26 protein-coding genes and 2 pseudogenes are annotated in these 26,757 nt (G+C 71.6%); 17 read left to right on the top strand and 11 right to left on the bottom strand.

Annotation, left to right across the window (positions count from 1 at the left end; all coding sequences use genetic code 11):
• Positions 1-110 precede the first annotated feature (110 nt).
• The 4 genes from StrepF001_RS29950 to StrepF001_RS45820 all read left to right on the top strand — a co-directional run bounded on the left by StrepF001_RS29950 (position 111) and on the right by StrepF001_RS45820 (position 4,605).
• Positions 111-773, top strand: coding sequence for a hypothetical protein (locus StrepF001_RS29950; protein WP_129801330.1), 663 nt, complete (start codon positions 111-113; stop codon positions 771-773).
• A 50-nt stretch (positions 774-823) separates the two neighbouring features.
• On the top strand, positions 824-1,681 hold the full coding sequence (mshB, locus tag StrepF001_RS29955; protein ID WP_129801331.1) for an N-acetyl-1-D-myo-inositol-2-amino-2-deoxy-alpha-D-glucopyranoside deacetylase: 858 nt from the start codon (positions 824-826) through the stop codon (positions 1,679-1,681).
• Positions 1,678-2,088: a DUF6113 family protein gene (locus StrepF001_RS29960; RefSeq protein WP_129801332.1), complete on the top strand. Its 411-nt coding sequence runs from the start codon at positions 1,678-1,680 to the stop codon at positions 2,086-2,088. The genes mshB and StrepF001_RS29960 overlap by 4 nt, the downstream gene beginning before the upstream one ends.
• 159 nt (positions 2,089-2,247) lie before the next feature.
• The gene (locus StrepF001_RS45820; RefSeq protein WP_165396406.1) at positions 2,248-4,605 is read left to right on the top strand and encodes a hypothetical protein; all 2,358 of its coding nucleotides are present in this window, start codon (positions 2,248-2,250) and stop codon (positions 4,603-4,605) included.
• A 77-nt stretch (positions 4,606-4,682) separates the two neighbouring features.
• Here StrepF001_RS45820 and StrepF001_RS29990 read toward each other — a convergent pair.
• Both StrepF001_RS29990 and StrepF001_RS29995 read right to left on the bottom strand, forming a co-directional pair.
• Positions 4,683-5,531 (bottom strand): annotated as a pseudogene (locus tag StrepF001_RS29990) (transglutaminase-like domain-containing protein).
• Positions 5,532-5,554: 23 nt separating this feature from the next.
• Positions 5,555-6,664: a GNAT family N-acetyltransferase gene (locus StrepF001_RS29995; RefSeq protein ID WP_129801336.1), complete on the bottom strand. Its 1,110-nt coding sequence runs from the start codon at positions 6,662-6,664 to the stop codon at positions 5,555-5,557.
• A gap of 141 nt (positions 6,665-6,805) precedes the next feature.
• On the opposite strand from StrepF001_RS29995, the gene fdxA reads away from it, so the two are divergent.
• Positions 6,806-7,126, top strand: coding sequence for a ferredoxin (gene fdxA / locus StrepF001_RS30000; protein ID WP_018089397.1), 321 nt, complete (start codon positions 6,806-6,808; stop codon positions 7,124-7,126).
• Between the two features lie 150 nt (positions 7,127-7,276).
• On the top strand, positions 7,277-8,371 hold the full coding sequence (locus StrepF001_RS30005) for a bifunctional succinyldiaminopimelate transaminase/glutamate-prephenate aminotransferase (RefSeq protein ID WP_129801337.1): 1,095 nt from the start codon (positions 7,277-7,279) through the stop codon (positions 8,369-8,371).
• A gap of 176 nt (positions 8,372-8,547) precedes the next feature.
• Here StrepF001_RS30005 and StrepF001_RS48485 read toward each other — a convergent pair.
• Together StrepF001_RS48485 and StrepF001_RS30015 are read right to left on the bottom strand one after the other, a co-directional pair.
• A pseudogene (locus StrepF001_RS48485) lies at positions 8,548-9,008 on the bottom strand (ATP-binding protein).
• 310 nt (positions 9,009-9,318) lie between these two features.
• Positions 9,319-10,296 carry a heavy metal transporter gene (locus StrepF001_RS30015; protein WP_129801338.1) on the bottom strand — a complete coding sequence of 326 codons (978 nt, stop codon included), beginning with the start codon at positions 10,294-10,296 and terminating at the stop codon, positions 9,319-9,321.
• A gap of 84 nt (positions 10,297-10,380) precedes the next feature.
• On the opposite strand from StrepF001_RS30015, the gene dapE reads away from it, so the two are divergent.
• Positions 10,381-11,460: a succinyl-diaminopimelate desuccinylase gene (gene dapE, locus StrepF001_RS30020; RefSeq protein WP_129801339.1), complete on the top strand. Its 1,080-nt coding sequence runs from the start codon at positions 10,381-10,383 to the stop codon at positions 11,458-11,460.
• A 108-nt stretch (positions 11,461-11,568) separates the two neighbouring features.
• Positions 11,569-12,327: a TIGR00730 family Rossman fold protein gene (locus tag StrepF001_RS30025; protein ID WP_129801340.1), complete on the top strand. Its 759-nt coding sequence runs from the start codon at positions 11,569-11,571 to the stop codon at positions 12,325-12,327.
• Between the two features lie 110 nt (positions 12,328-12,437).
• On the opposite strand, the gene folP is transcribed toward StrepF001_RS30025, so the two are convergent.
• On the bottom strand, positions 12,438-13,298 hold the full coding sequence (gene folP / locus StrepF001_RS30030; protein ID WP_129801341.1) for a dihydropteroate synthase: 861 nt from the start codon (positions 13,296-13,298) through the stop codon (positions 12,438-12,440).
• Between the two features lie 145 nt (positions 13,299-13,443).
• On the opposite strand from folP, the gene StrepF001_RS30035 reads away from it, so the two are divergent.
• Together StrepF001_RS30035 and StrepF001_RS30040 are read left to right on the top strand one after the other, a co-directional pair.
• A complete protein-coding gene (locus tag StrepF001_RS30035; RefSeq protein WP_129801342.1) occupies positions 13,444-13,794 on the top strand; it encodes a DivIVA domain-containing protein in 351 nt (116 codons plus the stop codon).
• Positions 13,791-14,462, top strand: a complete 672-nt coding sequence (locus StrepF001_RS30040; RefSeq protein ID WP_276322849.1) for a DNA-3-methyladenine glycosylase I — start codon at positions 13,791-13,793, stop codon at positions 14,460-14,462. Before StrepF001_RS30035 ends, StrepF001_RS30040 begins: the two co-directional genes overlap by 4 nt.
• Before the next feature lie 98 nt (positions 14,463-14,560).
• On the opposite strand, the gene StrepF001_RS30045 is transcribed toward StrepF001_RS30040, so the two are convergent.
• On the bottom strand, positions 14,561-15,370 hold the full coding sequence (locus StrepF001_RS30045) for an enoyl-CoA hydratase-related protein (protein WP_129801343.1): 810 nt from the start codon (positions 15,368-15,370) through the stop codon (positions 14,561-14,563).
• A gap of 377 nt (positions 15,371-15,747) precedes the next feature.
• On the opposite strand from StrepF001_RS30045, the gene StrepF001_RS30050 reads away from it, so the two are divergent.
• Positions 15,748-15,915 carry a DUF3117 domain-containing protein gene (locus tag StrepF001_RS30050; RefSeq protein ID WP_003966491.1) on the top strand — a complete coding sequence of 56 codons (168 nt, stop codon included), beginning with the start codon at positions 15,748-15,750 and terminating at the stop codon, positions 15,913-15,915.
• A 111-nt stretch (positions 15,916-16,026) separates the two neighbouring features.
• Here the strand turns inward: StrepF001_RS30050 and StrepF001_RS30055 are convergent, their stop codons facing one another.
• Positions 16,027-16,725 (bottom strand): O-methyltransferase, encoded by a 699-nt coding sequence (locus tag StrepF001_RS30055; RefSeq protein WP_129801344.1) that lies wholly within the window; start codon positions 16,723-16,725, stop codon positions 16,027-16,029.
• A gap of 172 nt (positions 16,726-16,897) precedes the next feature.
• Between StrepF001_RS30055 and sigE the strand changes: the two genes are divergently transcribed.
• The 5 genes from sigE (at position 16,898) to StrepF001_RS30080 (ending at position 22,128) form a co-directional block, all read left to right on the top strand.
• On the top strand, positions 16,898-17,671 hold the full coding sequence (gene sigE, locus StrepF001_RS30060) for an RNA polymerase sigma factor SigE (protein ID WP_240797741.1): 774 nt from the start codon (positions 16,898-16,900) through the stop codon (positions 17,669-17,671).
• Complete coding sequence (locus StrepF001_RS30065; RefSeq protein ID WP_129801345.1) at positions 17,668-18,687, top strand: zf-HC2 domain-containing protein; 1,020 nt, start codon at positions 17,668-17,670, stop codon at positions 18,685-18,687. Before sigE ends, StrepF001_RS30065 begins: the two co-directional genes overlap by 4 nt.
• 109 nt (positions 18,688-18,796) lie before the next feature.
• Positions 18,797-20,686 (top strand): trypsin-like peptidase domain-containing protein, encoded by a 1,890-nt coding sequence (locus StrepF001_RS30070; protein WP_240797742.1) that lies wholly within the window; start codon positions 18,797-18,799, stop codon positions 20,684-20,686.
• Positions 20,687-20,851: 165 nt separating this feature from the next.
• Positions 20,852-21,283, top strand: coding sequence for a sec-independent translocase (locus StrepF001_RS30075; protein ID WP_129801346.1), 432 nt, complete (start codon positions 20,852-20,854; stop codon positions 21,281-21,283).
• A 188-nt stretch (positions 21,284-21,471) separates the two neighbouring features.
• Positions 21,472-22,128, top strand: coding sequence for a hypothetical protein (locus StrepF001_RS30080; RefSeq protein WP_129801347.1), 657 nt, complete (start codon positions 21,472-21,474; stop codon positions 22,126-22,128).
• A 69-nt stretch (positions 22,129-22,197) separates the two neighbouring features.
• On the opposite strand, the gene StrepF001_RS30085 is transcribed toward StrepF001_RS30080, so the two are convergent.
• The 3 genes from StrepF001_RS30085 to StrepF001_RS30095 are packed head-to-tail and all read right to left on the bottom strand — an operon-like array spanning position 22,198 to position 25,253.
• Positions 22,198-23,331: an Mrp/NBP35 family ATP-binding protein gene (locus StrepF001_RS30085; RefSeq protein ID WP_129801348.1), complete on the bottom strand. Its 1,134-nt coding sequence runs from the start codon at positions 23,329-23,331 to the stop codon at positions 22,198-22,200.
• A gap of 43 nt (positions 23,332-23,374) precedes the next feature.
• Complete coding sequence (locus tag StrepF001_RS30090) at positions 23,375-23,974, bottom strand: DUF1003 domain-containing protein (protein ID WP_129801349.1); 600 nt, start codon at positions 23,972-23,974, stop codon at positions 23,375-23,377.
• Positions 23,964-25,253 (bottom strand): CBS domain-containing protein, encoded by a 1,290-nt coding sequence (locus tag StrepF001_RS30095; protein WP_129801350.1) that lies wholly within the window; start codon positions 25,251-25,253, stop codon positions 23,964-23,966. Before StrepF001_RS30095 ends, StrepF001_RS30090 begins: the two co-directional genes overlap by 11 nt.
• Positions 25,254-25,454: 201 nt before the next feature.
• On the opposite strand from StrepF001_RS30095, the gene StrepF001_RS30100 reads away from it, so the two are divergent.
• Entirely contained in the window at positions 25,455-26,207 is a 753-nt protein-coding gene (locus StrepF001_RS30100; protein ID WP_206306984.1) for a hypothetical protein, read from the top strand.
• A 23-nt stretch (positions 26,208-26,230) separates the two neighbouring features.
• Here the strand turns inward: StrepF001_RS30100 and StrepF001_RS30105 are convergent, their stop codons facing one another.
• On the bottom strand, positions 26,231-26,743 hold the full coding sequence (locus tag StrepF001_RS30105; RefSeq protein ID WP_129801351.1) for a hypothetical protein: 513 nt from the start codon (positions 26,741-26,743) through the stop codon (positions 26,231-26,233).
• Positions 26,744-26,757: the final 14 nt, after the last annotated feature.

Consider the following 26,757-nt stretch of genomic DNA (forward strand, 5'->3'; position numbering starts at 1 on the left):
GAATCGGCCACCTTGCTCCAAGCCGGTCGCGCCCGGCTTGACTCAACCCCGTCTGTCTCGGGAATCGTGCACGTAGAGATCGTGACGGAGAGTTCCCCCGGGGGTTACCCATGGCCGTTCCCAGACCACAGACGCGTCAGTTCGAGGCGTTCATGACGAACCTGTCGTACGCGCGGCGCATGGTCGAAGCGGGCCGGATGCTGACCCCTTTCAATTCGCCCACGATCGACATCGACGACTTCTACCGAGCCGCCTGGGTTCAGGCAGTTGCCGCCATCGATCACTGGCTCCATGAGGAGGTGCTGCGCCGGGTCGCCGAGCTGGCGGCCAAGGACAGCCCCGAGATGCCGTACCAGCTGAGGGTCTATGAATTGCCGCTGCACAGGGTCGAGGCTGTGCAGCGAGGGGACGTCACCCTTCCCGAAGCTGTCGTCGACCACCTGCGCGACAAGCTCGCGGGCCAGTCCCTTCAGCATCCCGGAAAGATCTCCGAGGTGCTCAAGCTCGTGACGGACAAGAAGGTCTGGTACCTGTCCGCAGGGTGGATCAACAAGACCTTCTTCCAGGGACGCACCTCGCTGAACGAGAAGACGCTGCGCAGCCGCTACCTGGAGATCACTCAGCGACGCAACAAGATCGCGCACGACGCCGACCTGATCGATGGCGATCTCAAGCAGCGCCGCCCCATCGACGAGGCCGCTGTGAACGACGCCATCGACTGGATCGAGCGCATCGCGCTCGCCATCGCCCATGTGCTCGACGACGAGGGGTGACGGGGGTGGGGAGGTGACTGGGCGGTGGCTGTCACTCGTAGGCTGGCCCCATGACGGAACTGCCCGCCCGGCGTCTGCTGCTGGTGCATGCGCACCCGGACGACGAGTCGATCAACAACGGCGCGACCATGGCCAAGTACGCGGCCGAGGGTGCGCATGTGACCCTGGTCACCTGCACTCTCGGTGAACTCGGCGAGGTCATTCCGCCGGAGCTCGCCCATCTGACCGGCGTCGCCCTGGGCGAGTACCGCCTGCGCGAGCTCACCGCCGCGATGCGTGAGCTCGGCGTCGAGGACTTCCGTCTGCTCGGCGGCGTGGGCCGTTACCGGGACTCCGGGATGATGGGCCTCGCCGACAACGACGATGCCGCCTGCTTCTGGCAGGCCGACGTCGACGAGGCCGCCGCCCACCTCGTCGAGGTGATCCGTGAGGTACGCCCCCAGGTTCTGATCACGTACGACCCCGACGGCGGCTACGGCCACCCCGACCACATCCAGGCCCACCGCGTCGCCCAGCGCGCCGCCGAGCTGGCGGCCGCCGAGGGCCTGCCGATCGCCAAGGTCTACTGGAACCGCGTACCGCGCACGGTCGCCGAGAAGGCCTTCGCCGGCCTCCAGGAGGACCTGTCCCGCATCCCCTTCCCCCGGGCCGCCACCCTCGACGACGTACCGGGCGTCGTGGACGACGAGCGCATCACCACCGAGGTCGACGGCACCGCGTACGCCGCCGCCAAGGCCGCCGCGATGCGCGCGCACGCCACGCAGATCGACGTCGCCGAACCGTACTTCGCGCTCTCCAACGAGCTTGCTCAGCCCGTCTTCACCACGGAGTACTACGAGTTGGTGCGCGGCGAGCGCGCCCAGGCGCGGGAGACGGATCTGTTCGCCGGGATCGAGGAGGCGTCATGAAGGACCAGGGCTCGATGCTCGCCCAGCCGCTGCAGCGCCCCTCCGCCGGGCGGATCGTCGCCCACCTGGGGCTGTTCGTGCTCGGCCTGGTGATCGGCGCCGCCGGTTCGCTGGTGCAGGCCGGCTGGTTCCCCGGCGGGCTGCTGCTCGCGCTGCTGGGCGGGGCCGGGCTGTTCCTGGGCGGGGCGTGGGGCACCGGAGGCAGAAGCGGAGCGGTTTCGTCCGCCGCGGGCTGGCTGCTCGCCGTCATCCTGCTCACCACCAGCCGTCCCGAAGGGGACTTCCTGTTCGCCGCGGGAGTCGGCTCGTACCTCTTCCTCCTCGGCGGCATGGGTGTGGCTGTGATGTGCGCCACCCTCGGTCCGGGGCGGCAACCAGGTGGCCGGGCCGTCCGACTTGGCAAGTGACGTACCACTTCGCCGTCAGACGCTCGTGCGAGTCCCGTGTGGGTTTCCCCAGCGGTCGCGGGATACGCGACGGAGGTGGCCAGTATGGTGGTGCAGCCGCCGAGCTGCCCGAGCATGTGAGGTCGTAACGGGCGGCGGAGCCAACCGGGAGAACCTGCCTTGAGTCGTGAAACTGACAGTCCGTCCTCCGGGCCCAACGGGCGCGGCGGAGCCGCATACCCTTCGGGCACGCCGCCCTACGGCACCCCCACGGCTTCCGACAACGGTGCTGGAGCGGGCCGTTCGGCCGCGCAGCCGGAGGAACGCAAGACCGAGACCACGCTGACGACGCGGATCCGGATCAACATCCCCGGGTCACGGCCCATCCCGCCGGTCGTCGTGCGCAAGCCCGTCGCGGACACCGAGGCCGCCGACGACACCGCCGCCGAAGCACCCCCGGAGAACCCGGCCACCACGACCGGCACGGTCGAGGCTCCGGCCGAGCGTCCCCAGCAGGGCGAGGAGAAGACCAGCGACTGGTTCGCGCCCCGCAAGTCAGGGCCGGCCAAGGCCGGTCAGGGCGGCGGTTCCGCCAACGGGGCCGGGCAGCCCAGCGGTTCCGGCCCGGCCACCGGCGCCCCCACTGCGGGCGCCGTCGCTCCCGGCGCCCCCACTGCGGCGCGTCCGGGCAGTGGCCGCCCCGGTGGCGTGGTCGGCTCCATGAACATGCCGGGCGGCTCCCGGCCCGGTGACGCCGCCCGCTCCGGCGGAGGCGGTACGAACGGTGCCGGGCTGCCCGGCGCCACCGGCGGTCCCGTGGCTCCCGGGCACGGCGGCGGTACCGGCTCCTTCGACGTCACCGAGGCGCTCTCGGCGGGCCCGCTGGGCAATGGCTCGCCCGCCGCGCCGGGCGGCCCCGGCGAACCCCGCCGCGACGACCTGCCGTACTTCACGGAGAACGGCCAGGGCGGATACGGGCATCAGTCCACGCCCAACGGCCAGAACGGCCCCAACGGCCTGAGCGGCCCCAACGGTCAGAACGGCTCCGTCGGCCTGAGCGGTCACGGCGGCCTGGGCGGACCGGGCGGCCCCGGCGGCCAGGGCAGCCCGCAGGGCCCCGCGGGCCCGACCGGCGGCCCCGTCACCGGCGACGGCCCGCTCGTCCCGCCGCCCACCGGCCGTCCCGGCGGTCCGGGCACCGCTCCCGGTGGCCTGGGCGCTCCCGGCGCCCCCGGCAGGCCGGGCACCGGTCCCGGCGGTCCTGGCGCACCCGGCGGTCTGGGCGCACCCGGCACCTCCGGCGGCCCAGGCACCGCCCCGCACACCGGTCGCGGCCCCGGCGGCGGTATGAGCGACGACACCGCCATCCTCACCCCCCAGAAGCAGGTCCCCGAACCGCCCCCCGGCAGTTCCTTCAGCGCCCCTGGCAACGTCTCCGGGGACACCCTCACCAGCGGCATCCCCGTCGTGCCGTCCGCCGGCCGCGGCACACCCTTCGGTCCCGGCGCGCCCACCGACGGGCCGCTGCCGCACACGCCGCCGAAACTGCCCGAGCCGGTGCAGCAGAACGTGCCCGCCGCCGCGCCCAAGAAAAAGAAGGGCCGCAACAAGCTGGTCCTGCTCGGCGGCGGCGTGTTCTTCGTCGCCGGAGTCGCCTACGGTGCCGGTCTGCTGATGAACCACTCCGACGTGCCCAAGGGCACCACCGTGCTCGGCGTCGACATCGGCGGCGGCACCCGCGACGACGCCGTCAAGAAGCTCGACGAGGCCCTCGGCGACCGCATCGACAACCCGCTGAAGCTGTCCGTCGACGGCGACACCGTCTCGCTCAGGCCGGATCAGTCGGGGCTCCAGTTCGACGTCGACTCCACGGTCGGCGCCGCCGCGAAGAGCGACTACAACCCGGTCTCCGTGATCGGCTCGCTCTTCGGCCAGGAACGGGTCGTCGAACCGGTCATGCCGGTCGACGAGGAGAAGCTGAAGGCGTCCCTGGAGGACGCGGCGGGCGGCGCCGGCACCGCGACCGACGGCACGATCAGGTTCGAGTCCGGCAAGGCCGTCGCCGTCTACGGCAAGGCCGGCAAGGGCATCGCCGTCGACCAGGCCACCGACGCCGTCGAGGAGGCCTACCGCACCCAGGTCGAGACCGGCACGTCCACGCCGGTGCAGCTGCCGACGACCACCCGGCAGCCGACGGTCTCCGATGCCGAGGTCGACCGGATGGTGAAGGAGTTCGCCGAGCCGGCGTTGTCCGCCCTCGCCACGGTCCAGACCGACGCGGCGCACAGCATCGACTTCGGCCCCGTGTCACTGCCCAAGATCCTCGGCTTCAAGGCAGTCGACGGCAAGCTCGTGGAGACGTACGACCTCAAGGCGCTCGAGGAGGCGTACGGCAGCACCTTCGACGGTGTGCAGATCGAGGGCGCGAGCGGGAAGCGTGCCGTCCAGCCGGCGGACGTCGCCTCCGCGCTGCGCAAGGCTCTGCGCGGCAAGACGCCGGCGGAGCGCACCGCAGTCATCGACACCACCCCCAACTAGGGGCTCGCTGACGCAGAGGAGGGGGTGCCCGGCGACCGCCGGGCACCCCCTCCGTCGTATGCCCCCGCGGCAAACCGCTAATTGAGCATCGCCCGAGCCGCCGAAGCCTCCCCCCGCACCCGCTCGGCCGCCCCTCGTCCACCGCACCCACCACCTCCGCATACGCGTCCAACTCCTGCGCCCCTTCCAGGAAATCCCCCCGCCGCACCAGCAACTGCGCCCGCTCGTACCGCAACCGCGCAGGATGCGCCGGCAGCAACAGCGACAGCTCGACGGCCCACAACGCCACATCCGTCCGCTCGGCCCGCGCAGCCGCCCACGCCCGGATGTTGTTCAGGATCCGCAGCACGACGTCCAACGGCGCCGCGGCACCAGCATCGAGGAATCCAACGGCGCCCCGTGGCCCCCACGACCAGCAGCTCCGCGTCGTTCCCGGTCAGCACCCGCCCACCCTCGAACGGGTCGGCGAGCACCTGCTCCTCCGGCTCCCCGAACCCGACCACGAAGTGCCCCGGCAGCGCCACCCCGTACACCGGAGCCCCTGCTCGCCGCGCCACCTCCACCCACACCACCGACAGCAGAATCGGCAGCCCGCGCCGCCGCCGCAGCACGGCATGCAGCAGCGAGGACTCCAGACGCTGGTAATCGCCCGGTGTGCCATGGAACCCGCACCGCTCCCCGAGCAGTTCACGCAGCGCCTCGGCCCAGGCGCGCGGCCCGCCCGGCCGGAAGGGCAGCCGCCCGGCCAGCTCGTCCAGCTCCACCTGCGCGGCGTCGATCCCGAGGTCGTCCAGCGCCCCGTCGGCCTCCGCGCCGACGAGCAGACACAGCGTGGCCAGATCGGGCCGCTCGGCCCGCGCCTCCTCGGCGAACCGCCGCCGCAGCTCGGCGGACCGCTCCGGCGGTGGGGGGAAGGGGGGTTGCATGACCACCTGCCGACCTCCCGCTGTCAGTGCCCAGGCGCGCCGGACGCCTGTGGCTCCCGGTAGTGGTGGTACGCGTGATGCGCAGTGAAGCCCATCCCGGTGTACAGCGCCCGTGCCCCCACATTGTCCGTCTCGACCTGGAGCCACGCCGCCGATGCGCCCTCGTCGAGGGCCTGCCGGGCCAGCGCGGCCATCACGGCGCCGGCCAGTCCCCGCCGCCGTAGCGCCGGATCGACCTCGACGGCGGCGAACCCGGCCCACCGTCCGTCGACCACACACCGCCCGATCGCGGCGGGCGGGGCCCCCGCGCCTGCACCGGGCACGGTCGCGAACCACACCGAGGGCCCTCCCCCACGCTCGGCTCCGCTCGCGCGGGGGGACCCCCCTCCCAGCACCTTCAGCGCCACCTCGCTCACGCCCTTGCGCTGATACCGCGCCAGCCAGGCCGCGTCCGCCTCCCGGGACAGCACGACCCCGGCCCCCTCGGCCCGGTCGGCGACCGGCGCGAGTGCCCCGATCCACAGCTCGGCGGTCACCTCACGCACCCAACCGCGCTCCTCCAGCTCCGCGCACAGCAGCTCCTGCGTGCCCTCGGCGCCGGTGGCGGTCTGGACGTACGCGGGCAGGCCGCGGTCGCGGTACCACCGCCGTACGACGGTCAGCGCCTCGTCGAGCGGCATGCCGGGGTCGCCGAGCGGCAGCACGGAGTTGGCCCGCCGGGTGAAGCCCGCCCGTCGCCCGGCCACCACCCCCCATGGACGCGCTTCGCGCGACACCTCCTGCACTGCGGCCCGCAGCTCCCACTCGCCGAGCCGTTCGCTCTCCACCGGCCGCCACGCCCGGGCCGCGACCCGCGCGAGCTCCTGGTACGACGCGGACGGCCCACGCCGCCGGGCTGGTGCCGCGGGCACCACCTTGCCCGCGACCAGCGAGGATTCCTCGATCCGGACGCTTTCACCGTCCCGTCGTGTGATCACCAGCACCCCGTTGTTCCAGGATGTGAGAACCCCCACCGTGTCGGTGAATTTCTCCTGCGTGACACCAGGGTGGCCCAACCGCCGTACGGAGACCCGTTTGCCCACGTCAGCAGCGGTGATACGGACCTCAAGGCGTCCTATCGGCGAGAATTCCACAGGTCAGTCCACCCCTCCTGTTCGGATCATGCCCAAGAACGGAGATACTAGGGGCGGGCATCGACGACGCCGCGCTCCCGCGCGCCAGGCGGCGGAGCCTGAGGAGGCCCGCCAGCGCCCGTATCGAGGAGGAACGACAGCGTGACCTACGTCATCGCGCAGCCTTGTGTCGACGTCAAGGACAAGGCGTGCATCGAGGAGTGCCCGGTCGACTGCATCTACGAGGGCTCCCGGTCCTTGTACATCCACCCGGACGAATGCGTCGACTGTGGTGCCTGTGAGCCGGTCTGCCCGGTCGAGGCGATCTTCTACGAGGACGACACTCCCGAAGAGTGGAAGGACTACTACAAGGCGAACGTCGAGTTCTTCGACGAGCTCGGCTCGCCCGGCGGCGCCAGCAAGCTCGGCCTGATCGAGCGTGACCACCCCTTCATCGCCGCGCTTCCGCCGCAGAACCAGTAAGCGGCCCGCTGGGCGAACCCCAGCCGTCGCTTGAGGAGCGTCGCCTCGGTCCCGTACGGCCTGATCGCCCTCGCGGCGGTCACCGCCGTACGGGACCGAGGCGTTTGCCGTCCCGTACGGCTCGTACGCACGAGAAAGTGAGCCAGAACCGTGTCCGCAGTCTCCGACCGCCTGCCCACCTTCCCCTGGGACAAATTGGCGCCGTACAAGCAGACGGCTGCCGCCCACCCGGACGGCATCGTCGACCTGTCCGTCGGCACCCCGGTCGACCCGGTCCCCGAGCTGATCCAGAAGGCGCTCGTCGCGGCGGCCGACTCCCCGGGCTACCCGACGGTCTGGGGCACGCCGGAGCTGCGTGACGCGATCACCGGCTGGCTGCGCCGCCGCCTCGGCGCCCAAAACGTCACTCACCATCACGTCCTGCCGATCGTCGGCTCCAAGGAACTGGTCGCCTGGCTCCCCACCCAGCTGGGCCTCGGCCCCGGCGACAAGGTCGCCTACCCGCGCCTCGCCTACCCGACCTACGAGGTGGGCGCGCGCCTGGCCCGTGCGGACCACGAGGTCTACGACGACCCGACCGAGCTCGACCCGGCGAACCTGAAGCTCCTCTGGCTCAACTCACCCTCCAACCCGACGGGCAGGGTCCTGTCGAAGGAGGAACTGACTCGGATCGTCGCCTGGGCCCGCGAGCACGGCGTGCTGCTCTTCTCCGACGAGTGCTACCTCGAACTGGGCTGGGAGGCCGACCCGGTCTCCGTCCTCCACCCGGACGTCAACGGCGGCTCATACGAGGGCATCGTCGCCGTTCACTCGCTCTCCAAGCGCTCCAACCTCGCGGGCTACCGCGCGGCCTTCCTGGCCGGCGACCCGGCCGTCCTCGGCCCCCTCCTGGAGATCCGCAAGCACGGCGGCATGATGACGTCGGCGCCCACCCAGGCAGCCGTGGTGGCCGCCCTCGGCGACGACGACCACGTCCGTGTCCAGCGCGAGCGCTACGCGGCCCGCCGCACGGCGCTGCGCGAGGCGCTGCTGAACCACGGCTTCCGCATCGAGCACAGCGAGGCGAGCCTGTACCTCTGGGCCACCCGCGACGAACCCTGCTGGACCACGGTCGCCCACCTGGCCGACCTCGGCATCCTGGTGGCCCCCGGCGACTTCTACGGCCCAGCGGGCGAAAACTTCGTACGCGTGGCCTTCACGGCAACGGACGAGCGGGTACGAGCAGCGGTGAAGCGCCTCGCCTGACACCGATACCGCTGACCGCTGTGGGCAATCGTTCCGCAGGGCGATGGGGGAGGGTGGGCACAGCCTGCAGCGCCGGGCACCGCTGCAACGGGCCCCGGCTCCTGCCCACGCAAGCACACGCAAAACGACGGGGGCCCAGGGAACTCCCTGGACCCCCGTCGCCGTACAACCCGGCGTCAGCCGATCGGCAGCCCCGTAGCCGGCAGCGACTTCTTCGGCAGAGTCTGCGTCGGCAGCCCACCCTTGGCCAGCCCATCCGTCGGCAGCCCACCCTTCGTCGCCGTCGAAGCGGTGTCACCCACGACGTCCCGGCCGCCCCGGCAGCGTCACCCGCAGCCTTCTGCACCGCCGGCGTCGCCTTCTTGGCAATCTGGCCACCGGTCTTGCCGGCGGTCGGCACCGACTGCTTGACCGCCTTGCTGCCGGTGTCGCCCGCGGCACCGGTGACGTCCTTGGCCGCGCCGTCGACGGTGTTGCCGACGCTCGCCCCGTCCAGGGCGGTCAGCCCGCCGACGTTGGGGGTGGCGGGCTTCTCGGGGGCCGCGCTGGCGGAGCCGGCCGCACCGACCCCGGCAGCCGCTCCCGCTGCGACGAGCAGCGCGGCACGGGCGATCCGACGGGTCAGAGGGAGGGACATGGTGCTCCTTTGACGGGAGGAAACGATGAAGTGTCCGGCCGCGCCCGGCTGTTGATCTCCGGGCTCGGACGCAGTGACTACCGCTCGAAGCCCCCGAAGGTTGCGGCGGCCCAGTGTAAAGAATTGGCAATGTGTCGCATTATCGGCTCCGGATAAAAACGGGCAAAGGACGCCCGGCTGCAAAGTCTGCCGAATCCTTACCGCCCTTTGTTTTCAAGGGTTTTGATGGATGTGAGGGTGAGGTCACGAAAACCTGATCACACCGTCACCGGCCGTCCACGCACGTAACCCCTGAGGGGGAAGCCCCGCACTACTGTGCAGCGACGATCCGGACGGCGCTCGCGGCGCTCTCCGCCCCGTCGGTGCCCTTCCCGTCGCCGGACGCCGGACGCCACCGGCTGTCGGTGTTCCCGGCCGTCCACTCCCGGCCGGCGTACGAGACGCGCTCGATGTGCAGTGCGGAGGCGTTGGCGACCGCCCAGTGCGCGAGCTGCCAGCCGCGCTCGCGGACGCTGCGTCCGTCGGCGCCGGTGTCCGCGGTCACCGGTACGGTCACCGTGCGCCCGCTGGTCTCGGTGATCAGGTCGCTCGGCGCGGGCGTCGGCGTCGCACCCACCTCCGCGCCGGCCTGCGCCACCGCGTCCCGCCCGAAGTCCCGTACGAGCGCGGAGCGCACCGTGTCCGGACCGGCGGTGGGGGCTGCGCCCGGCCGGCCCTGACAGGTCAGCGTGGCCGCGGCCCGCCCGGTGAGCGCGGCGGCGAGCAGGGTGGCGTCCGGCTCGTGCTTGGCGTAGGCCTCCGGAAACCCGCTGCGCTGCACACGCTGCGCGGCCACGGTGAGCGGCAGCCGGGTGTAGTCGGGCACCTTGACCAGGTGGTCGTAGAACATGCCCGCCGAGTAGATCGGGTCCATGATGTCCTGCTCCGTGCCCCAGCCCTGTGACGGCCGCTGCTGGAACAGGCCGAGCGAGTCCCGGTCGCCGTGGTCGATGTTGCGCAGCGCCGACTCCTGGAGGGCGGTCGCCAGCGCGATCGTCACGGCCCGCTCGGGCAGACCGCGTGCGGTGCCGACGGCGGTGATCGTCGCCGCGTTCACCGCCTGCTCGGGCGTGAACTCGTACGTCGCCCCGTCGGCGTCGGCCGACACGACCTTGCACTGCGGACCGCCGGGGCCTCCGGTGACGTACTGCACCACGAGATAGCCCGCGACCGCGAGCAGGACCACGAAGGCCGCCCCGATACGGAAGAGGCGGCCACGACGCTGAGGAGTAGGGGACGGCTCTGGCATCCGTACAAGGTACTGGAGAGTACGGTGTGCCCGGTGTGAGTGTGGGAACTCGTGCGAGGTTGGGCGCGCGTTAGGGTCGACGGCATGGCCGACACCCCGCTTGACCTCACCCTGGACGCCGCACGGCTCACTGCCCGGCTCGTCGACTTCCCCTCCGAGAGCGGCAGCGAGAAGCCGCTCGCGGACGCGATCGAGGGTGCCCTGCGCGCCCTGCCGCACCTGACGGTCGACCGCTACGGCAACAACGTCGTCGCCCGCACGAACCTGGGCCGGGCGGAGCGTGTGATCCTCGCCGGTCACATCGACACCGTGCCGATCGCCGACAACGTGCCGTCCAGGCTGGACGACGAGGGTGTGCTGTGGGGCTGCGGCACCTGCGACATGAAGGCGGGCGTCGCGGTCCAGCTGCGCATCGCGGCCACCGTCCCGGCCCCGAACCGCGACCTGACGTTCGTCTTCTACGACAACGAGGAGGTCGCTGCCGAGCTCAACGGCCTCAAGCATGTCGCCGAGGCCCATCCGGAGTGGCTGCGGGGCGACTTCGCGGTGCTGCTGGAGCCATCGGACGGCCAGGTCGAGGGCGGCTGCCAGGGCACCCTGCGCGTGCTGCTGAAGACCAGGGGCGAACGGGCCCACTCGGCGCGCAGCTGGATGGGCTCCAACGCGATCCACGCGGCGGCGCCGATCCTGGCCCGCCTGGCCGCGTACGAGCCCCGCTACCCCGTGATCGACGGTCTGGAGTACCGCGAGGGCCTGAACGCTGTGGGGATTTCGGGGGGTGTGGCCGGAAATGTCATCCCGGACGAGTGTGTCGTGACGGTCAACTTCCGTTACGCCCCGGACCGCACCGAGGAGGAGGCGATCGCCCACGTCCGCGAGGTCTTCGCGGACTGCGGGGTGAGCGACTTCGTCGTCGACGACCACAGCGGAGCCGCCCTGCCCGGCCTGTCCCACCCGGCCGCGGCGGCCTTCATCGAGGCGGTCGGGGGCACCCCGCAGCCGAAGTACGGCTGGACGGACGTCTCCCGGTTCAGCGCGCTGGGCATCCCCGCGGTCAACTACGGTCCCGGCAACCCGCACTTGGCGCACAAGCGGGACGAACGGGTCGAAACGGCGAAGATCCTGGCGGGCGAGGAGCGCCTGAGGTCCTGGCTCACGGCGTGAGACCGGCCGGTGCTGTGGCGCTTCATGGCGGACACGCACACGTACCCCGTCCTTAACCCGCGTAGATCTACGCTGAGGTGGAACGACCCCGCAACGGAGGGAGCGCACATGGCCACCGGCAACCCTGAGGGCAAGAAGCAGCCGCCGGAGGAGCAGCGCCTCGGCCCGGTCCTCCGTCGGCGGAGCCAGGTGACGGCGAGCACGACGGACCAGCGACTGCTGGACGCGGGCGGCCCGTCGGACTGGGTCCACACGGACCCCTGGCGAGTCCTGCGCATCCAGTCGGAGTTCATCGAGGGATTCGGCACGCTGGCCGAACTCCCGCCCGCCATCAGCGTGTTCGGCTCTGCTCGTACGCCGGTGGACTCCTCGGAATACGACATCGGTGTCCGCCTGGGCCGAGGCCTGGTCGAGGCGGGCTTCGCGGTCATCACGGGCGGCGGCCCCGGGGCGATGGAGGCCGCCAACAAGGGCGCGTGCCAGGCGGGCGGCATCTCGGTCGGCCTCGGCATCGAGCTGCCCTTCGAGCAGGGCCTGAACCCCTACGTCGACATCGGCCTCAACTTCCGCTACTTCTTCGTCCGGAAGATGATGTTCGTCAAGTACGCGCAGGGCTTCGTGGTCCTGCCGGGCGGCCTCGGCACCCTGGACGAACTCTTCGAGGCGCTCACCCTCGTCCAGACCCAGAAGGTCACCCGCTTCCCGATCGTCCTCTTCGGCAGCCAGTACTGGGGCGGCCTCGTCGACTGGCTCCGCAGCACCCTGGTCGCCCAGGGCAAGGCCTCGGAGAAGGACCTGCACCTCTTCCATGTCACGGACGACGTGGAGGAGGCGGTGGCGTTGGTGTCGAAGGAGGCGGGGCGCTGAAAACCAGCCTCTCCGGCGATTGAGGAGCGGGGGTCCAGGGGCAGAGCCCCTGGCGGGGTCGAAGGGCGGAGCCCTGGGATGGGACGGAAGGCGGCGGGGGCGAGAAACGGCTACGCCAGCCCCCGCCGGGCCACCGCCGGAGGACGATGCCCGGCGATCGACGCCACCATGTCGAGCACCTGCCGCGTCTCCGCCACCTCGTGCACCCGGTACACCTGCGCCCCGAGCCACGCGGACACCGCAGTCGTCGCCAGCGTGCCGATCACCCGCTCCTTGACGGGCTTGTCCAGCGTCTCTCCCACGAAGTCCTTGTTGGACAGCGACACCAGCACCGGCCACCCGGTCTCCACCATCTCCCCGAGCCTGCGCGTCGCCTCCAGACTGTGCCGGGTGTTCTTCCCGAAGTCGTGCCCGGGATCGATCAGCACCGACTCCCGCGGTACCCCCAGCGACACCGCCCGCTCGGCCAGCCCGACGGTCACCCGCAGGATGTCGGCCATGACGTCGTCGTACGTCACCCGATGCGGCCGGGTACGCGGCTCCGCACCGCCGGCATGCGTGCACACCAGCCCCACCCCGTACCGCGCGGCGACCTCCGCGAGCCGCGGATCCACCCCGCCCCATGCGTCGTTCAGCAGATCCGCCCCGGCCTCGCACACGGCCTCGCCGACCTCGTGCCGCCAGGTGTCCACGCTGATCACGACGTCCGGGAACCGCCGCCGGACCTCCGCCACGAACCCGACCGTCCGCCGTGCCTCCTCCTCGGCGGTCACCTCCTCGCCCGGGCCGGCCTTGACCCCGCCGATGTCGATGATCGTGGCCCCCTCCGCCACCGCCTGCTCCACGCGCGCGAGGGCGGGCTCGTCGTGGAAGGTGGCCCCGCGGTCGTAGAAGGAGTCCGGGGTCCGGTTCACGATCGCCATGATCACCGGCTCGTGCGGGTGGAACTCCCGCCTGCCCAGCCTGAGCATCCCCTGTGACCTCTTCTCGTACGTCCTGGCCCGCGGCCTTTCCGACCGCCTGCGACCCTAACTGTCAGACTCGCATGGCACGATCGGACCCTGACACATTCGATGTCGGCGAAGGCCGGCACACTCCGCGTGGGGACCTTCAGCGATGGTGATGTTCTTGTTCCTGGTCGTGGCCCTCGCCGTCGTCGTCGCGGCGGTGACACTCGCCGTGGTGGGCGGCGGCGAGCACGGTCCGCTGCCCGAGGCGGCCCCCGAGCGGCTCCACGACCCGCTGCCCCCGGACCGCCCGGTCGCCCGGGCGGACGTCGACTCCCTGCGCTTCCCGCTCGCTGCCCGCGGCTACCGCATGGCGGACGTGGACGACGCCCTGGGCCGCCTCGCCGCCGAGCTCGCCGAGCGCGACGCCCGGATCGCCGACCTGGAGTCCGCCCTGGCCGGCGCCCGGGCCGCAGCCCGCGCCTCCCTGGAGAAACACGGGCCGGAGGAGGACCGGTGAGCAACGGCACGGCACTGGCAGGCCCGGACGGCGCGCTGCGCTGCCCCTGGGCCCTGTCCACCGAGGACTACGTGACGTATCACGACGCGGAGTGGGGCCGCCCGGTCCACGGCGACGACGCGCTGTTCGAGCGGCTGGCCCTGGAGGCCTTCCAGTCCGGCCTGTCCTGGATCACCATCCTGCGCCGCCGCCCCGGCTTCCGTGCCGCCTTCGCCGGTTTCGAGATCGCCAAGGTGGCCGCCTTCACGGACGCCGACCGCGAGCGCCTGCTCGCCGACCCCGGCATCATCCGCAACCGCGCCAAGATCGACGCGACCCTCGCCAACGCGCGCGTGCTGGCCGACTGGTCCCCGGGCGAGCTGGACGCCCTGATCTGGTCCCACGCCCCCGACGCGGCGACCCGCCCGATTCCGAAGACGCTGTCCGACGTCCCGGCGGTCACGCCCGAGTCGACGGCCCTGTCCAAGGCCCTGAAGAAGCGGGGCCTGCGCTTCGTGGGCCCGACGACGGCGTATGCGTTGATGCAGGCGTGCGGGTTGGTCGACGACCACTTGGAAGGATGCGTGGCGCGTATTACCAGCCCGTCGTGGGGGTCCCCCCGCTCATGGGGGTCCCCCCGCGCGAGCGAAGCCGAGCGTGGGGGAGAAGCCGAGAGTGGGGGAGTTTGAGGACGAGGCCGTTCAGGCCGAAGCGGGGGCCTGGGGGCGGCAGCCCCCAGCGAGGCCCACACCGACGCCGGGTGACAACGCGCCGACGCCAGCAGGACTCACCGCCCCAAATACTTCGGCTTCTCCTTGTTCACAAAGGCCTGCACCGCAATCGCATGGTCCTCCGAGGACCCCGCCCGAGTCTGCAGCTCGTCCTCCTTCTCCAGCGTCTCCGTCAAGGAGTGGGACAGCCCGTACGCCACCGCCTCCTTGATCGCCCCATAGGCCACCGTCGGCCCCTCGGCCAGCGCCCGCGCGACGGTCTCCGCCTCGCCGCGCAGCGACTCCGAGGGCACGACCCGGTTCGCGATCCCCAGCTCGTACGCCTCCTGCGCCTTGATGCTCCGCGGGAACAGCAGCAGGTCGGCGGCCCGCCCCGGCCCGACGACGCGCGGCAGGGTCCAGGAGATCCCGGAGTCGGCGGTCAGCGCCACACCGGCGAAGGACGTGTTGAAGGCGGCGGTGTCGGCCACCACCCGGTAGTCCGCGGCGAGCGCGAAGCCGAAGCCTGCCCCGGCCGCGACTCCGTTCACGCCCGCGACCACCGGCTTCGCCATGCCCGCCAGCGCCCGCACGATCGGGTTGTAGTGCTCCCGCACCGTGCTCATCGTCTGCCCTTCGCCCTCGCCCGCCTCCCGGTCGGCGGCCAGCAGCCCGATGTGCTCCTTGAGGTCCTGCCCCACGCAGAACGCCCGGTCCCCGGACGCGGTCAGCAGCACCGCCCGTACGGCGTCGTCCGCCGCCGCGGACTGGACCGCCTCCCTGAGGGCGACCTTGGTCTCGATGTTCAGCGCGTTCATCGCCTCGGGGCGGTTCAGCGTGATCGTCGCAAGCCCGTCGCTCACCTCGTAGAGCACGGTGTCGGCCATGGCGTATCCCCTCCGGAGTTGCGGCTGCGGGCGTACCGGGCAGTACGTCCTGTCTGAGGACAGCATGGCGGAGATCACCGGCAACGGCCCCGAGCGTCCATGTGACCTGCGTCAAAGAATGTGTCCCGGCTTCCGCTCCGCGGAAGTCCGTGCGGCTGCGCAGTATCGCAGTTACATCGCCGAATTGAGTGGTTTTGCTCGCGCGCGTTGCCCAAGCGATGCCGACTGATGTTGGTCATCGGGTCGTGAGATGCGGGATAATGGCTTGGAAGCAATGTGTTCGATGCCGGTGTCGCGTGTCCCCTCACGGACCGCGCGTGCCCTTCAGCGGGCCGTCGGCTTTGACGATGAGCTGGTTTTCAGGAAGGGGAACGAGCATGGCGGCCATGAAGCCGCGGACGGGTGACGGCCCGCTCGAGGTGACCAAGGAGGGGCGGGGCATCGTCATGCGCGTTCCGCTCGAAGGCGGCGGTCGGCTCGTCGTCGAGCTGACCCCGGACGAGGCCGACGCGCTCGGCGACGCCCTCAAGAAGGTTGTGGGCTGACCCGCAGGCGACCATACCCTTTCAGTCGCCCCGGCACCGTATTCGGTGCCGGGGCGACTGTTTGCCCAGGTCGACCGGCCAGGGGTTGTCGCTCAGGGCTCTCGCCCGGGGTTATCGCTTCACCGCGCACAGCAACCCGTCGCCCACCGGCAGCAGCGACGGCACCAGTTCCTGGCTCTCGCGCACTGCGCGCAGCAGCTCCCGCAGCCGCAGTACCTCCGTCGGCTGGGGCCCCGAGTCCACCGTGCGGCCGTTCGCGAAGACACCCTCGAACACGACCAGCCCGCCGGGACGCAGCAGGCGCAACGATTCAGCGAGGTACTCCAGCACCTCCAGCCGGTCGCCGTCGCAGAAGACGAGGTCATAGCCGGCGTCCGCGAGCCGCGGAAGGACGTCCAGGGCGCGGCCCGGGATGAAACGGGCGCGATTGCTGGCGAACCCCGAAGCACGGAAGGCCTGCCGGGCGAACTGCTGGTGCTCGGGCTCGGGATCCACGGTGGTCAGGACGCCGTCCGGCCGCATCCCGAACAGCAGATGAATCCCTGACACACCGGTCCCGGTGCCGATCTCCGCGATGGCCTTGGCGTCCACGGAAGCGGCCAGCAACCTCAGCGCGGCGCCCGTGCCGGGCGACACCGAGCGCAGCCCTGCTTCGCGGGCCCGGTCACGGGCCCAGCGCAGCGCTTCGTCCTCGGCGACATAGGCGTCGGCGAACGCCCAGCTCGTCTGCCGGTTGCCGGTAATGACCCTCTCCTGTCCCCGTGGTTGCCTGGGCGTGACTGTATCCGTTGCCGCCGGGAACCCGCAGATGGGACCGGGCGTTTAGAAGGGTGGGAGACAGGAGCGGGGGACACGGTTGGATCACGACGACTCGCGGGACGCCGAGCAAGTGCTGACGCAGCCGCATCAACCGCATCAGCTGTACCAGCACAGATCAATTTCTCGTAAAACCGCTTATCCGGAGCTAACGGACGAGGTGGCTATGGTAGGGGCTCCACTGGACACCACCAGAGCTGACAGGGGAGGTGCGGCTGTGCCTTTGAACCGGGCAGGAGTGCTGCGGCGCTTCCTCGGGTCGGCGGGCAGGCCGAAATCCGTGAACGACACCGCTGCTGACCTCAGCCACGCCGCTGACCACGACCGGACCGCGACGTTCTCCACCGACGCGGACGGGCAGGCGTGGACTCCGCCCACGTGGGAGGAGATCGTCAGCACGCACAGTGGCCGCGTCTACCGGCTGGCGTACCGCCTCACGGGCAACCAGCACGACGCCGAGGACCTCACCCAGGAGGTCTTCGTCCGCGTCTTCCGCTCCCTTTCCACGTACACGCCGGGCACGTTCGAGGGCTGGCTGCACCGCATCACCACGAACCTCTTCCTGGACATGGTCCGCCGCAAGCAGCGCATCCGCTTCGACGCCCTCGGTGAGGACGCGGCCGAGCGGCTGCCCAGCCGTGAGCCGACCCCGCAGCAGGTCCTCAACGACGCGCACTTCGACGCGGACGTCCAGCAGGCCCTCGACACCCTCGCACCCGAGTTCCGTGCCGCGGTCGTCCTGTGCGACATCGAAGGACTGTCGTACGAGGAGATCGCCGCGACGCTCGGCGTGAAGCTCGGCACGGTCCGCTCCCGGATCCACCGTGGCCGTTCGCAGCTGCGCAAGGCCCTCGCGCACCGCTCGCCGGAGGCGCGCGCCGAGCGCCGCTCCTTCGTGGCCCGCGTTCCCGCTCTGGGGGGAGGGGGCGCGTCCGCGTGAGTGGATCACGGCCGAACCCTGCCGAGGGACACCTCGCAGAGCAGCATCTGGGAGACCGACTCGCCGCCCTGGTCGACGGTGAGCTCGGTCATGACACGCGTGAGCGCGTGCTGGCGCACGTGGCGACCTGCCCGAAGTGCAAGGCGGAGGTCGACGCCCAGCGCCGGCTGAAGAACGTCTTCGCGGAGGCCGCCCCGCCGCCGCCCTCCGAGAGCTTCCTGGCGCGCCTTCAGGGGTTGCCCGGGGGAGGTGACGCCGACGGCGGTGTACCGCCGGTGGGGGGAGGATTCGGCGGCGGACTCCCCGGACGCACCGGGGCGCCCGGTGTCTTCGGCCTGAGGCGGGGAGAGCGCTTTGAGTTCGACTACGTCTCTGCCGCCTCCCACGCGCCCGTACTCCCGGCCTCCGGCGCACAGCGGGGCTTCCGTATCCATGACGTCGGCCGCAGTGAGGCCGAGCGTGCGGCGGCCTCGCGCGGGCGGCGGTTCGCGTTCGTCGCCGCCGGTGCGGTGTCGCTGGCCGCGATCGCGCTGGGCGGCGTGACCACGGGTGCGCCGGGCGACACGGACACCCGCGGCGGCTCCGGGAACGGCAGCAAGGTGACGCCGATGCGTACGCCGGGAGCGGGAGCCGCGACGGTGCCCGACAACCAGCGGCGCCGCGGGGTCGGCCCCCTTCTCGCGCAGAGCCAGGGCGGACGGGCCCTCGGGGACACCCCGGTGGCCCCGACGGAGGTGTCCGCGCCGCTCCTGCCCGGAGCGCCGGCGCCGCTCGCCGCGCAGGCCGAGGCGCGCCTGCACACGCTTGCGGCGCCCGTGGTGGCCGGTGCTGCCGCGATGTCCCCGCTGATACGTCCGCTCTCGACGGCCCCGCCGATCTCCCTGACCACATGGTCGACGGCACCGGAGATCACGGCCCCCGGCCTGCTCGCGGCGCCCGGTCCCGACGCGAGCCCGCCCCGTCCTCGTCCCCCTCCGCCACACCCCGCTGACCGGCCGCTGCACCCCGGCGCGTGAACCTGGTTGAATCCAGGGTGAACCGCGCCCACGTCATGGCGACCGGCGCGGAACCGACGAACTGCGGCCACCAATGACGAGCCGTGCCGCGGCCGGCTGTGGGGAGAGCATGAACGAGGGGAAGCCCACGCAGGGCCCTGCGTCGCCCTTTGGCGACGCCGGAGGGGGTTATGAACCGGACCGCTCCGCAGCGGCCCGAAGCGACGCGGCGTCCTCCGAGGGCGACTTCGAACTGAGGCGCCCGGAGGATGTGGCCGAGGGGACGGTGTCTGCGGCTCCGGCGTCCGCCGAAGAGTCGGGTTCCGTCCCGGCAGCGGGCGTGGCCCCGGACGCCCCGCCCGCTGCCGAGAAGCCCCTGCACGACCCCGACCCCTACAGCACCCCGCCGTACGGCGAGCCCGGACCCTGGGCGCCGGCCCCGCCGGTGCAGCACCCGGCGGCCACACCGGCGAACGGCACGGGGATACCGGCGGCCACACCCGCGAACGGCACGGCGATACCGCGCCCGCTCCGCAGCACGGCATGTCCACGCCGACACCGGCAGCCCCCGTGCCCGGCGCCCCGGCACCCTCGCACGGCGCCCCGCACCCGGCACAGACATCTCGGGACCGGCTCCCGTAGCGGGCGTGCCCGGCCCGCCCACGCCGGCCCCGTGCCCGGCCGCCCACGCCCACCCCGGGCGCCCGCGTCGGCTCCCGCGCCGGGCGCGTCCGCCCCCACCCCGGCGCCCTCCCGCCCGCCCCGGCCGGAACCCCCGACAGCCCACCCCCACCAACCCCTGGCACCGCTACGACCCCTGGCCGCGGCGGCCGCCCGTCCCGGCGCCGCACCGACTCCCGCCCCCCTTCAGCAGACCGGTGCCGCCGTGCTCACGCAGGAGCAGCGGCACCGGCGGGGTATGAAGGTGCTCCTGGTCGGCGTGGTGCTGGTCGCGCTGGTGTCCGGGGGTGTCGGTGGGGCCGTAGGGGCGTATCTGGAGCGGAACGGCGGCGTCGGGGAGGTGGAGTTGCCGCAGGCCGGAAAAGAGCCCGCCGGGCGGGCCGCGGACAGCGTGGCCGGGATCGCCGCCCGGGCCCTGCCCAGCGTGGTCACCCTGCACGTCAGCGGCGCCGAGGCAGGTGGCACCGGCACCGGCTTCGTACTCGACGACCGTGGCCACATCCTCACCAACAACCACGTCGTCGAGCCCGCCGGAGACGACGGCGAGATCACCGTCACCTTCCACAGCGGCGACACCGCGAAGGCCGAGGTCGTCGGCCGGGACGGCGGCTACGACCTCGCCGTGGTGCGGGTGCGCGGGGTGAGCGGGCTGGAGCCCCTGCCGCTCGGCAACTCCGACAACGTCCAGGTCGGCGACCCGGTCGTCGCCATCGGCGCGCCCTTCGACCTGGCCGGCACCGTCACCTCCGGAATCATCAGCGCCAAGGAGCGGCCCATCACGGCCGGCGGCGAGAGCGGCGACGGCAGCGACGTCTCCTACGTCGACGCCCTGCAGACCGACGCCCCCATAAACCCCGGCAACTCCGGCGGCCCCCTGCTCGACGCGCAGGCCCGCGTCATCGGCATCAACTCCGCGATCCGCTCCGCCGACAGCGGCTCCGACCTCGACGGCGGCCAGGCCGGCTCCATCGGCCTCGGCTTCGCCATCCCCGTCAACCAGGGCAAACGCGTCGCCGAGGAGCTGATCAGCACCGGCAAGGCGACCCACCCGGTCATCGGCGTCACCCTCGACATGAACTACACCGGCGACGGCGCCCGCGTCGGCACCAAGGGCAACGACGGCGGACCCCCGGTCACCCGCAACGGCCCCGGTGACAAGGCCGGCATCGAGGCGGGTGACGTCATCACCGAGGTCGACGGCCAGCGCATCCACTCCGGCGAGGAACTGATCGTCAAGACCCGCGCCCACCGGCCCGGCGACCGCCTGCAGCTGACCGTCGTACGCGACGGCAAGGAGCGGACGATCTCCCTGGAGCTCGGCTCCTCCGACGGCGACTGAGCCAACTCACACAAACCTCATGGATCGGACCCCGAACCCGCCCCCACAAGGCAAACAACCGGAAAACCGCTCACTTACACGCACTCGGGGGTCACGGGACGGTACCGGTCGGACAGGATCGGCGGGTACCGTGGATCCGGCCCGGGACATCGCAAGGAGCTTCAGGTGTTCAATGACATAGGACCGCTAGAGCTGGTGACGCTCATCGTCCTCGCCGTGCTCGTCTTCGGTCCGGACAAGCTCCCGAAGGTCATCCAGGACGTGATGCGCACGGTCCGGAAGATCCGCGAGTTCTCGGAGAGCGCGAAGCAGGACATCCGGCAGGAGCTGGGCCCGGAGTTCAAGGACTTCGAGTTCGAGGACCTCAACCCCAAGACGTTCATCCGCAAGCAGATGGACAACGACGACCTGGGGCTGAAGGAGATCCGCAACGGCTTCGACCTGAAGAAGGAGATGGCCGAGGTCACGGACGCGGTGCAGGGCCGTGACACCGAGACGCCCACCACCCCGTCGGCTTCCCCGGCTTCCTCGGGCGCCCGCGTCGACATGACGAAGAAGCCCGACGAGCGCCCGCCCTTCGACGCGGACGCCACCTGATCACCCGAGCCCGTATCCCCGCGCCCGAGCGGCCTGAACGCGCCCTCCGGGCGACCCACGCGCCGGGTGCATTCCCTGCGGCCCGCAGCGGTGTGGATATGCTGCCGAGTTGTTGTGCGGACCGGACGAGTACGTCCGAAGGGGGGCGGGCCGCCCGGTCCGACGAGAGCGAGGAGGCGTCCGGGCACATGGAGACGACGAGTCGGGCAGTCGCACAGGCGCCGGCCGCGGAGGGCGGACAACAGCTCCCCTCGGACCGGCGTACGGTCGACGGCTACCTGCGCGCGCCCTTCCCTTGGTACGGCCTCGACGAGGCGTTCACGGGCCCGCGCTGGCTGATGCAGGTCGGTACGACGGCCGACGGGGCCGTGGAGCACGGTTCCATCGGCCACGGTGACGAGCCCTCGGTGCGGGGTGAGACGGCGGAGGACCGGGAACGGTTCGCGGTCGTGGTGACCGTCGCGGCCAACCCGGTGCGGCGCAGCGCGGACGGTACGGGGCTCCTGGAAGCCACGTCGGTCTCCTCGGCGGCCTGGCTCGCCGGAGTGGGGCTGCTGTCCTTCACCTGGCCCGCGCAGATGGACCACACCCTGCGGGACGACTGGCTGGAGCAGCAGACGGAGACGGCGTGGGTCCTCGCGGACGATCTCGCCGGCGAGGACTGGTCGACGCTGTCCCTGCCGGTGGACGGCGTTCCCACGTCCTTCCACTATCGGGAGTCCGAGTTCGGGTGGGTGCTCGCGGGAACGACGGAGCAGGGGCTCCACCTGGGGGCGTACGGCAGGGGTATGAGCGCGTACGGTCTGGGTTTCGCCGTGATCAAGGACATCGCGGAGTACGCGTAACAAGGATGACGAGGTCGGGGCGCCGTCTGCACAGACGGCGCCCCGACCTCGTACCACTTCCGGAAAGTTCTAGAACTTGTTGCGCGGCGTGATGCCCAGCGACATGCCCGACAGGCCCCGCTGCCGGCCACCCAGCTTGCCCGCGATCGAGCGCAGGGCCGCGCCCGCCGGGGAGTCCGGGTCGGTGAGGACCACCGGCTTGCCCTCGTCGCCGCCCTCGCGGAGGCGGACGTCGATGGGGATGTTACCGAGGACGGGGACGCTCGTGCCCGTGGTGCGGGTGAGGCCGTCGGCCACCGACTGGCCGCCGCCCGTGCCGAAGACGTCGACCATCTCGCCGCAGTGCGGACAGGGCAGGCCGGACATGTTCTCGACCACACCGACGATCTTCTGGTGGGTCTGTACGGCGATGGAGCCGGCCCGCTCCGCGACCTCGGCCGCGGCCTGCTGCGGGGTCGTCACGACCAGGATCTCGGCGTTCGGGACCAGCTGGGCCACGGAGATGGCGATGTCGCCGGTGCCGGGCGGAAGGTCCATCAGCAGGACGTCCAGGTCGCCCCAGTAGACGTCCGCCAGGAACTGCTGCAACGCCCGGTGCAGCATCGGGCCGCGCCACACCACGGGCGCGTTGCCCGGCGTGAACATGCCGATGGAGATGACCTTCACGCCGTTCGCGGACGGTGGCATGATCATGTTCTCGACCTGGGTGGGACGCCCGTCGGCGCCCAGCATGCGCGGCACGGAGTGGCCGTAGATGTCGGCGTCGACGACACCGACCTTCAGACCGTCCGCCGCCATCGCCGCCGCCAGGTTGACCGTGACGGACGACTTGCCGACGCCGCCCTTGCCGGAGGCGACCGCGTACACGCGGGTCAGCGAGCCCGGCTTGGCGAAGGGGACCTCGCGCTCGGCCTGGCCGCCGCGCAGGGCGGTAGCCAGCTCGCGCCGCTGCTCGTCACTCATCACGTCGAGCGTCACGTCGACGCGGGTGACGCCCTCCACCCGGGAGACCGCCTCGGTCACCCGCTGGGTGATCGTGTCGCGCATGGGGCAGCCGGAGACCGTCAGGTACACGGCGACCGCGACCGTTCCGTCCGCGCCGATCTCCACCGACTTGACCATTCCGAGCTCGGTGATGGGCCGGTTGATCTCGGGGTCGTTCACCGTCGCCAGTGCTTCGCGCACCGCGTCTTCCGTAGCCATAAGGACGATGGTACGGCGCCCGGCGGGGACCTCGGAAAGCCCGTCAGCGGTCGTCTACGTCACGTACCCCTGACCGTTCTGCCGGGAATACGCGATGACCGTCGTGGTGTCCGTCCTGCAGCTCCTTGACCAGGTCCTGGAGTTCGGAGCGCATCCAGTCCCGCGTCGCCACCTCCCCGAGGCCGATGCGCAGGGCGGCGATCTCCCGGGTCAGGTACTCAGTGTCCGCGATCGACCGCTCGTTCTGCTTGCGGTCCTGTTCCAGGTCGACCCGGGCGCGGTCGTCCTGCCGGTTCTGTGCGAGCAGGATGAGCGGGGCCGCGTACGACGCCTGCAGGGACAGGGCGAGCGTCAGGAAGATGAACGGGTACTCGTCGAAGCGCAGACCGCTGGGCACGGACACGTTCCACAGCACCCACACGATGATCACGACGGTCATCCAGACGAGGAACCGTCCGGTGCCGATGAAGCGCGCGATGCGCTCCGAGAGCCGCCCGAAGGCCTCCGGGTCCCACTCGGGCAGGATCCGGCGCCGGGGCGCGCGCGGCTGGTCCAGGCGGGGGCGGGGGCGCGTGGTCGCCGTGGCGCCCACCGGAATGCGCTCCCGGACCATCTCACGCGCCGTCTCTCGCTCAGGAGCCATGGGCGACCACCCCTTCGCCCTCGTCGAGTTCGAACTCCGTCTCCCGCCAGTCCTCGGGCAGCATGTGGTCCAGTACGTCGTCCACGGTCACCGCGCCCAGCAGCGACCCGGACTCGTCGACGACCGGCGCCGCGACCATGTCGTACGTCGCGAAGAACCCGGCGACCAGGGGCAGCGCCGCGCCCGGGGCGAGGGACTGCAGGTCGTCGTCGACGAGCGAGCTGACCAGGGTGTACGGGGGGTCGCGCAGCAGCCGCTGGAAGTGGACGGTGCCCAGGTACTTGCCGGTCGGCGTCTCGTCGGGCGGGCGGCAGACGTACACCTGGGCGGCGAGGGCGGGGGAGAGATCGGGGTTGCGGACCCGGGCGAGGGCGTCGGCGACGGTGGCGTCGGGGCGCAGCACGATCGGTTCGGTGGTCATCAGACCGCCGGCGGTGTGTTCCTCGTACGCCATCAGGCGCCGCATGTCGGCCGCGTCGGCGGGCTGCATCAGGCTCAGCAACCGCTCCTTCTCCTCCTCCGGCAGCTCGGAGAGCAGGTCGGCCGCGTCGTCCGGGTCCATCGCCTCCAGGACGTCGGCGGCACGCTCCTCCTGGAGCTTGCCGAGGACCTCGATCTGGTCGTCCTCCGGGAGCTCTTCGAGGACGTCGGCCAGGCGGTCGTCGTCGAGGGCGGCGGCGACCTCGGCGCGCCGCTTGGGGGAGAGGTGGTGCAGGACGTTCGCCAGATCGGCGGGGCGCAGCTGCTCGAAGGTGGCGAGCAGGCTCTCGGCGCCCTGCCCGTGCTCCTCCAGGGAGAAACCGGTGACGGCGGACCACTCGACGGTCAGCGTCTCGCCCTTGGCGCGCCGGAAGGCGCCGCCCTTCCTGCCCTTGCGCACGAAGACACGGTCCACCTCCCAGTCGCGGCGGGCCGGCAACTGCTGCACGGACAGATCGAGGACGGTGACCTCCTCGTCGGTCTCGACGAGCCTGACGCGCCGGTCGAGGAGTTCACCGAACACGAGCCGCTCCGTGGGACGCTGCTCGAAACGGCGGACGTTGACCACACCGGTGGCGATGACCTGGCCGGACTCGATGCTGGTCACCCTGGTCATGGGCAGGAAGATCCGGCGGCGGGTGACGAGTTCGACGACCAGCCCGAGCAGCCGCGGGGGCCGGCGGCCGACGCGCAGCATGGCGACCAGATCGCGCACGCGGCCCACCTGGTCGCCGTTCGGATCGAAGACGGCGACGCCGGACAGGTGCGAGACGAAGATCCGGGGGGCGCCCGCGACCATGGCTGCGCCTCCTTTTCATACCGTCCGTTGCTTTTGCTCTGTTCTTGTTGAATTGCTCGCTCGGTTGGGCTTCAGGCTAGCCCGTCCCGATCGGATACGCCCTGGTGAGCGGTCCGGACGGACTGGCTCCGCCTGGTGCGCACAGCCCCGGTACGCTGCGGTACGCCGCTCAGGATCCACGTCAGAAAGGCAGCACCACCTGTGACTGCGATGCCCCAGGGCCGTACTCGCCGGACCGCGCTGGTGAGCGCGATGTGTGCACTGGTCGTGACGGGGACGGCGCTGACGGGGTGTAGCGAGGAAGATCCGAACGCGGGCACGAACGGGGTGGGCAAGCTCCCTGCCGACAAGATCCAGGCCCAGACCCGCACGGCGGCGGAGGCCGCCGCCGCGGTCCGGCTGTCGGGGACGGTCGTCGCCGGCGGGAGCACGTACAAGCTCGACATGCGCCTGAAGTCGGACGGGGGCAGCGGGTCGGTCACCGCGGAGGGGGCGACGTTCAAACTGCTGCGGGTCGGTGAGGAACTGTTCCTCATGGCCGAGGCGGAGTTCTGGAACAACGGGAAGGGCGAGGGCGACGAAGGGGACGCGGCCGCGGCCGACAAGCTCGACGGCAAGTATGTGAAGGTGCCGCAGGGCGACCCCTCCTACAAGCGCTTCAGTGGCTTCACCGACAAGGACGTCCTCCTCAAGAGCCTGCTGACCCTGCACGGCTCCCTGCAGACCGACGGCCACCACGAACAGTCCGGCGTCCGCACCATCCGCATCACCGGCGACCGGGGCTCCGGCGGCACGCTGGACGTCTCCCTGGAGGGCAAGCCGTACCCCCTGCGCCTGGTCCGCGCCGGCGGCGCGGGCACCCTCAGCTTCTCCGACTGGGGCAAGAACTTCGCCCTGGAGCAGCCGGCGAAGGACGAGACGGTGGACTACGGCCAACAGCTGCCGACGTCCTAGGACCTGTCCGGCCCTGGCCGCCGCTACTTGCGCCGCCGCTTCTTCATCAGCAACCGCGGCAGCCCCGCAGGCATCGGCTCCCGCGTCGTCGCCGGAGTCGGCAGCGGCTGCTCGGCCAGGGAGCCGTCGGGCAGGGGCTGCGTCGTCCCCGTCGGCTCCAGGCGGAGCACCCGGCACTCGCGCCCCCACCGCTCGGTCATCGCCTCACCGTCAGGTGCGTTGAGCCGCTTGCCCTTCAACTCGGCGACGGCGGCCTCCCACGCCTCGGAACCGGACGTCAGTTCCACGACCTTCGCCGTCCAGGAGACCAGCCGGCCCCCCTTGTCCTTGCTGCGGACGGTCACCTCGGCCGAGGCCCCGTCGGCCAGCCCCGGCAGCGGCTGTTCGCCCGGTCCGTCGCCGACGACACAGGCCGCACCCTCGTGCCACACATGCCACAGGGCACGGGCCGCAGCACCGGGCCCCTTCACCCAGATGAGGCCGGACTTCTTCGTGGCCTCCTCGACGAGGGCCCTCTCGAGCAGCTCACCAGTCATGGGAGAAGCGTAAC

The sequence above is a fragment of the Streptomyces sp. F001 genome (assembly GCF_004187715.1).
Classification (GTDB): domain Bacteria; phylum Actinomycetota; class Actinomycetes; order Streptomycetales; family Streptomycetaceae; genus Streptomyces; species Streptomyces flavusporus.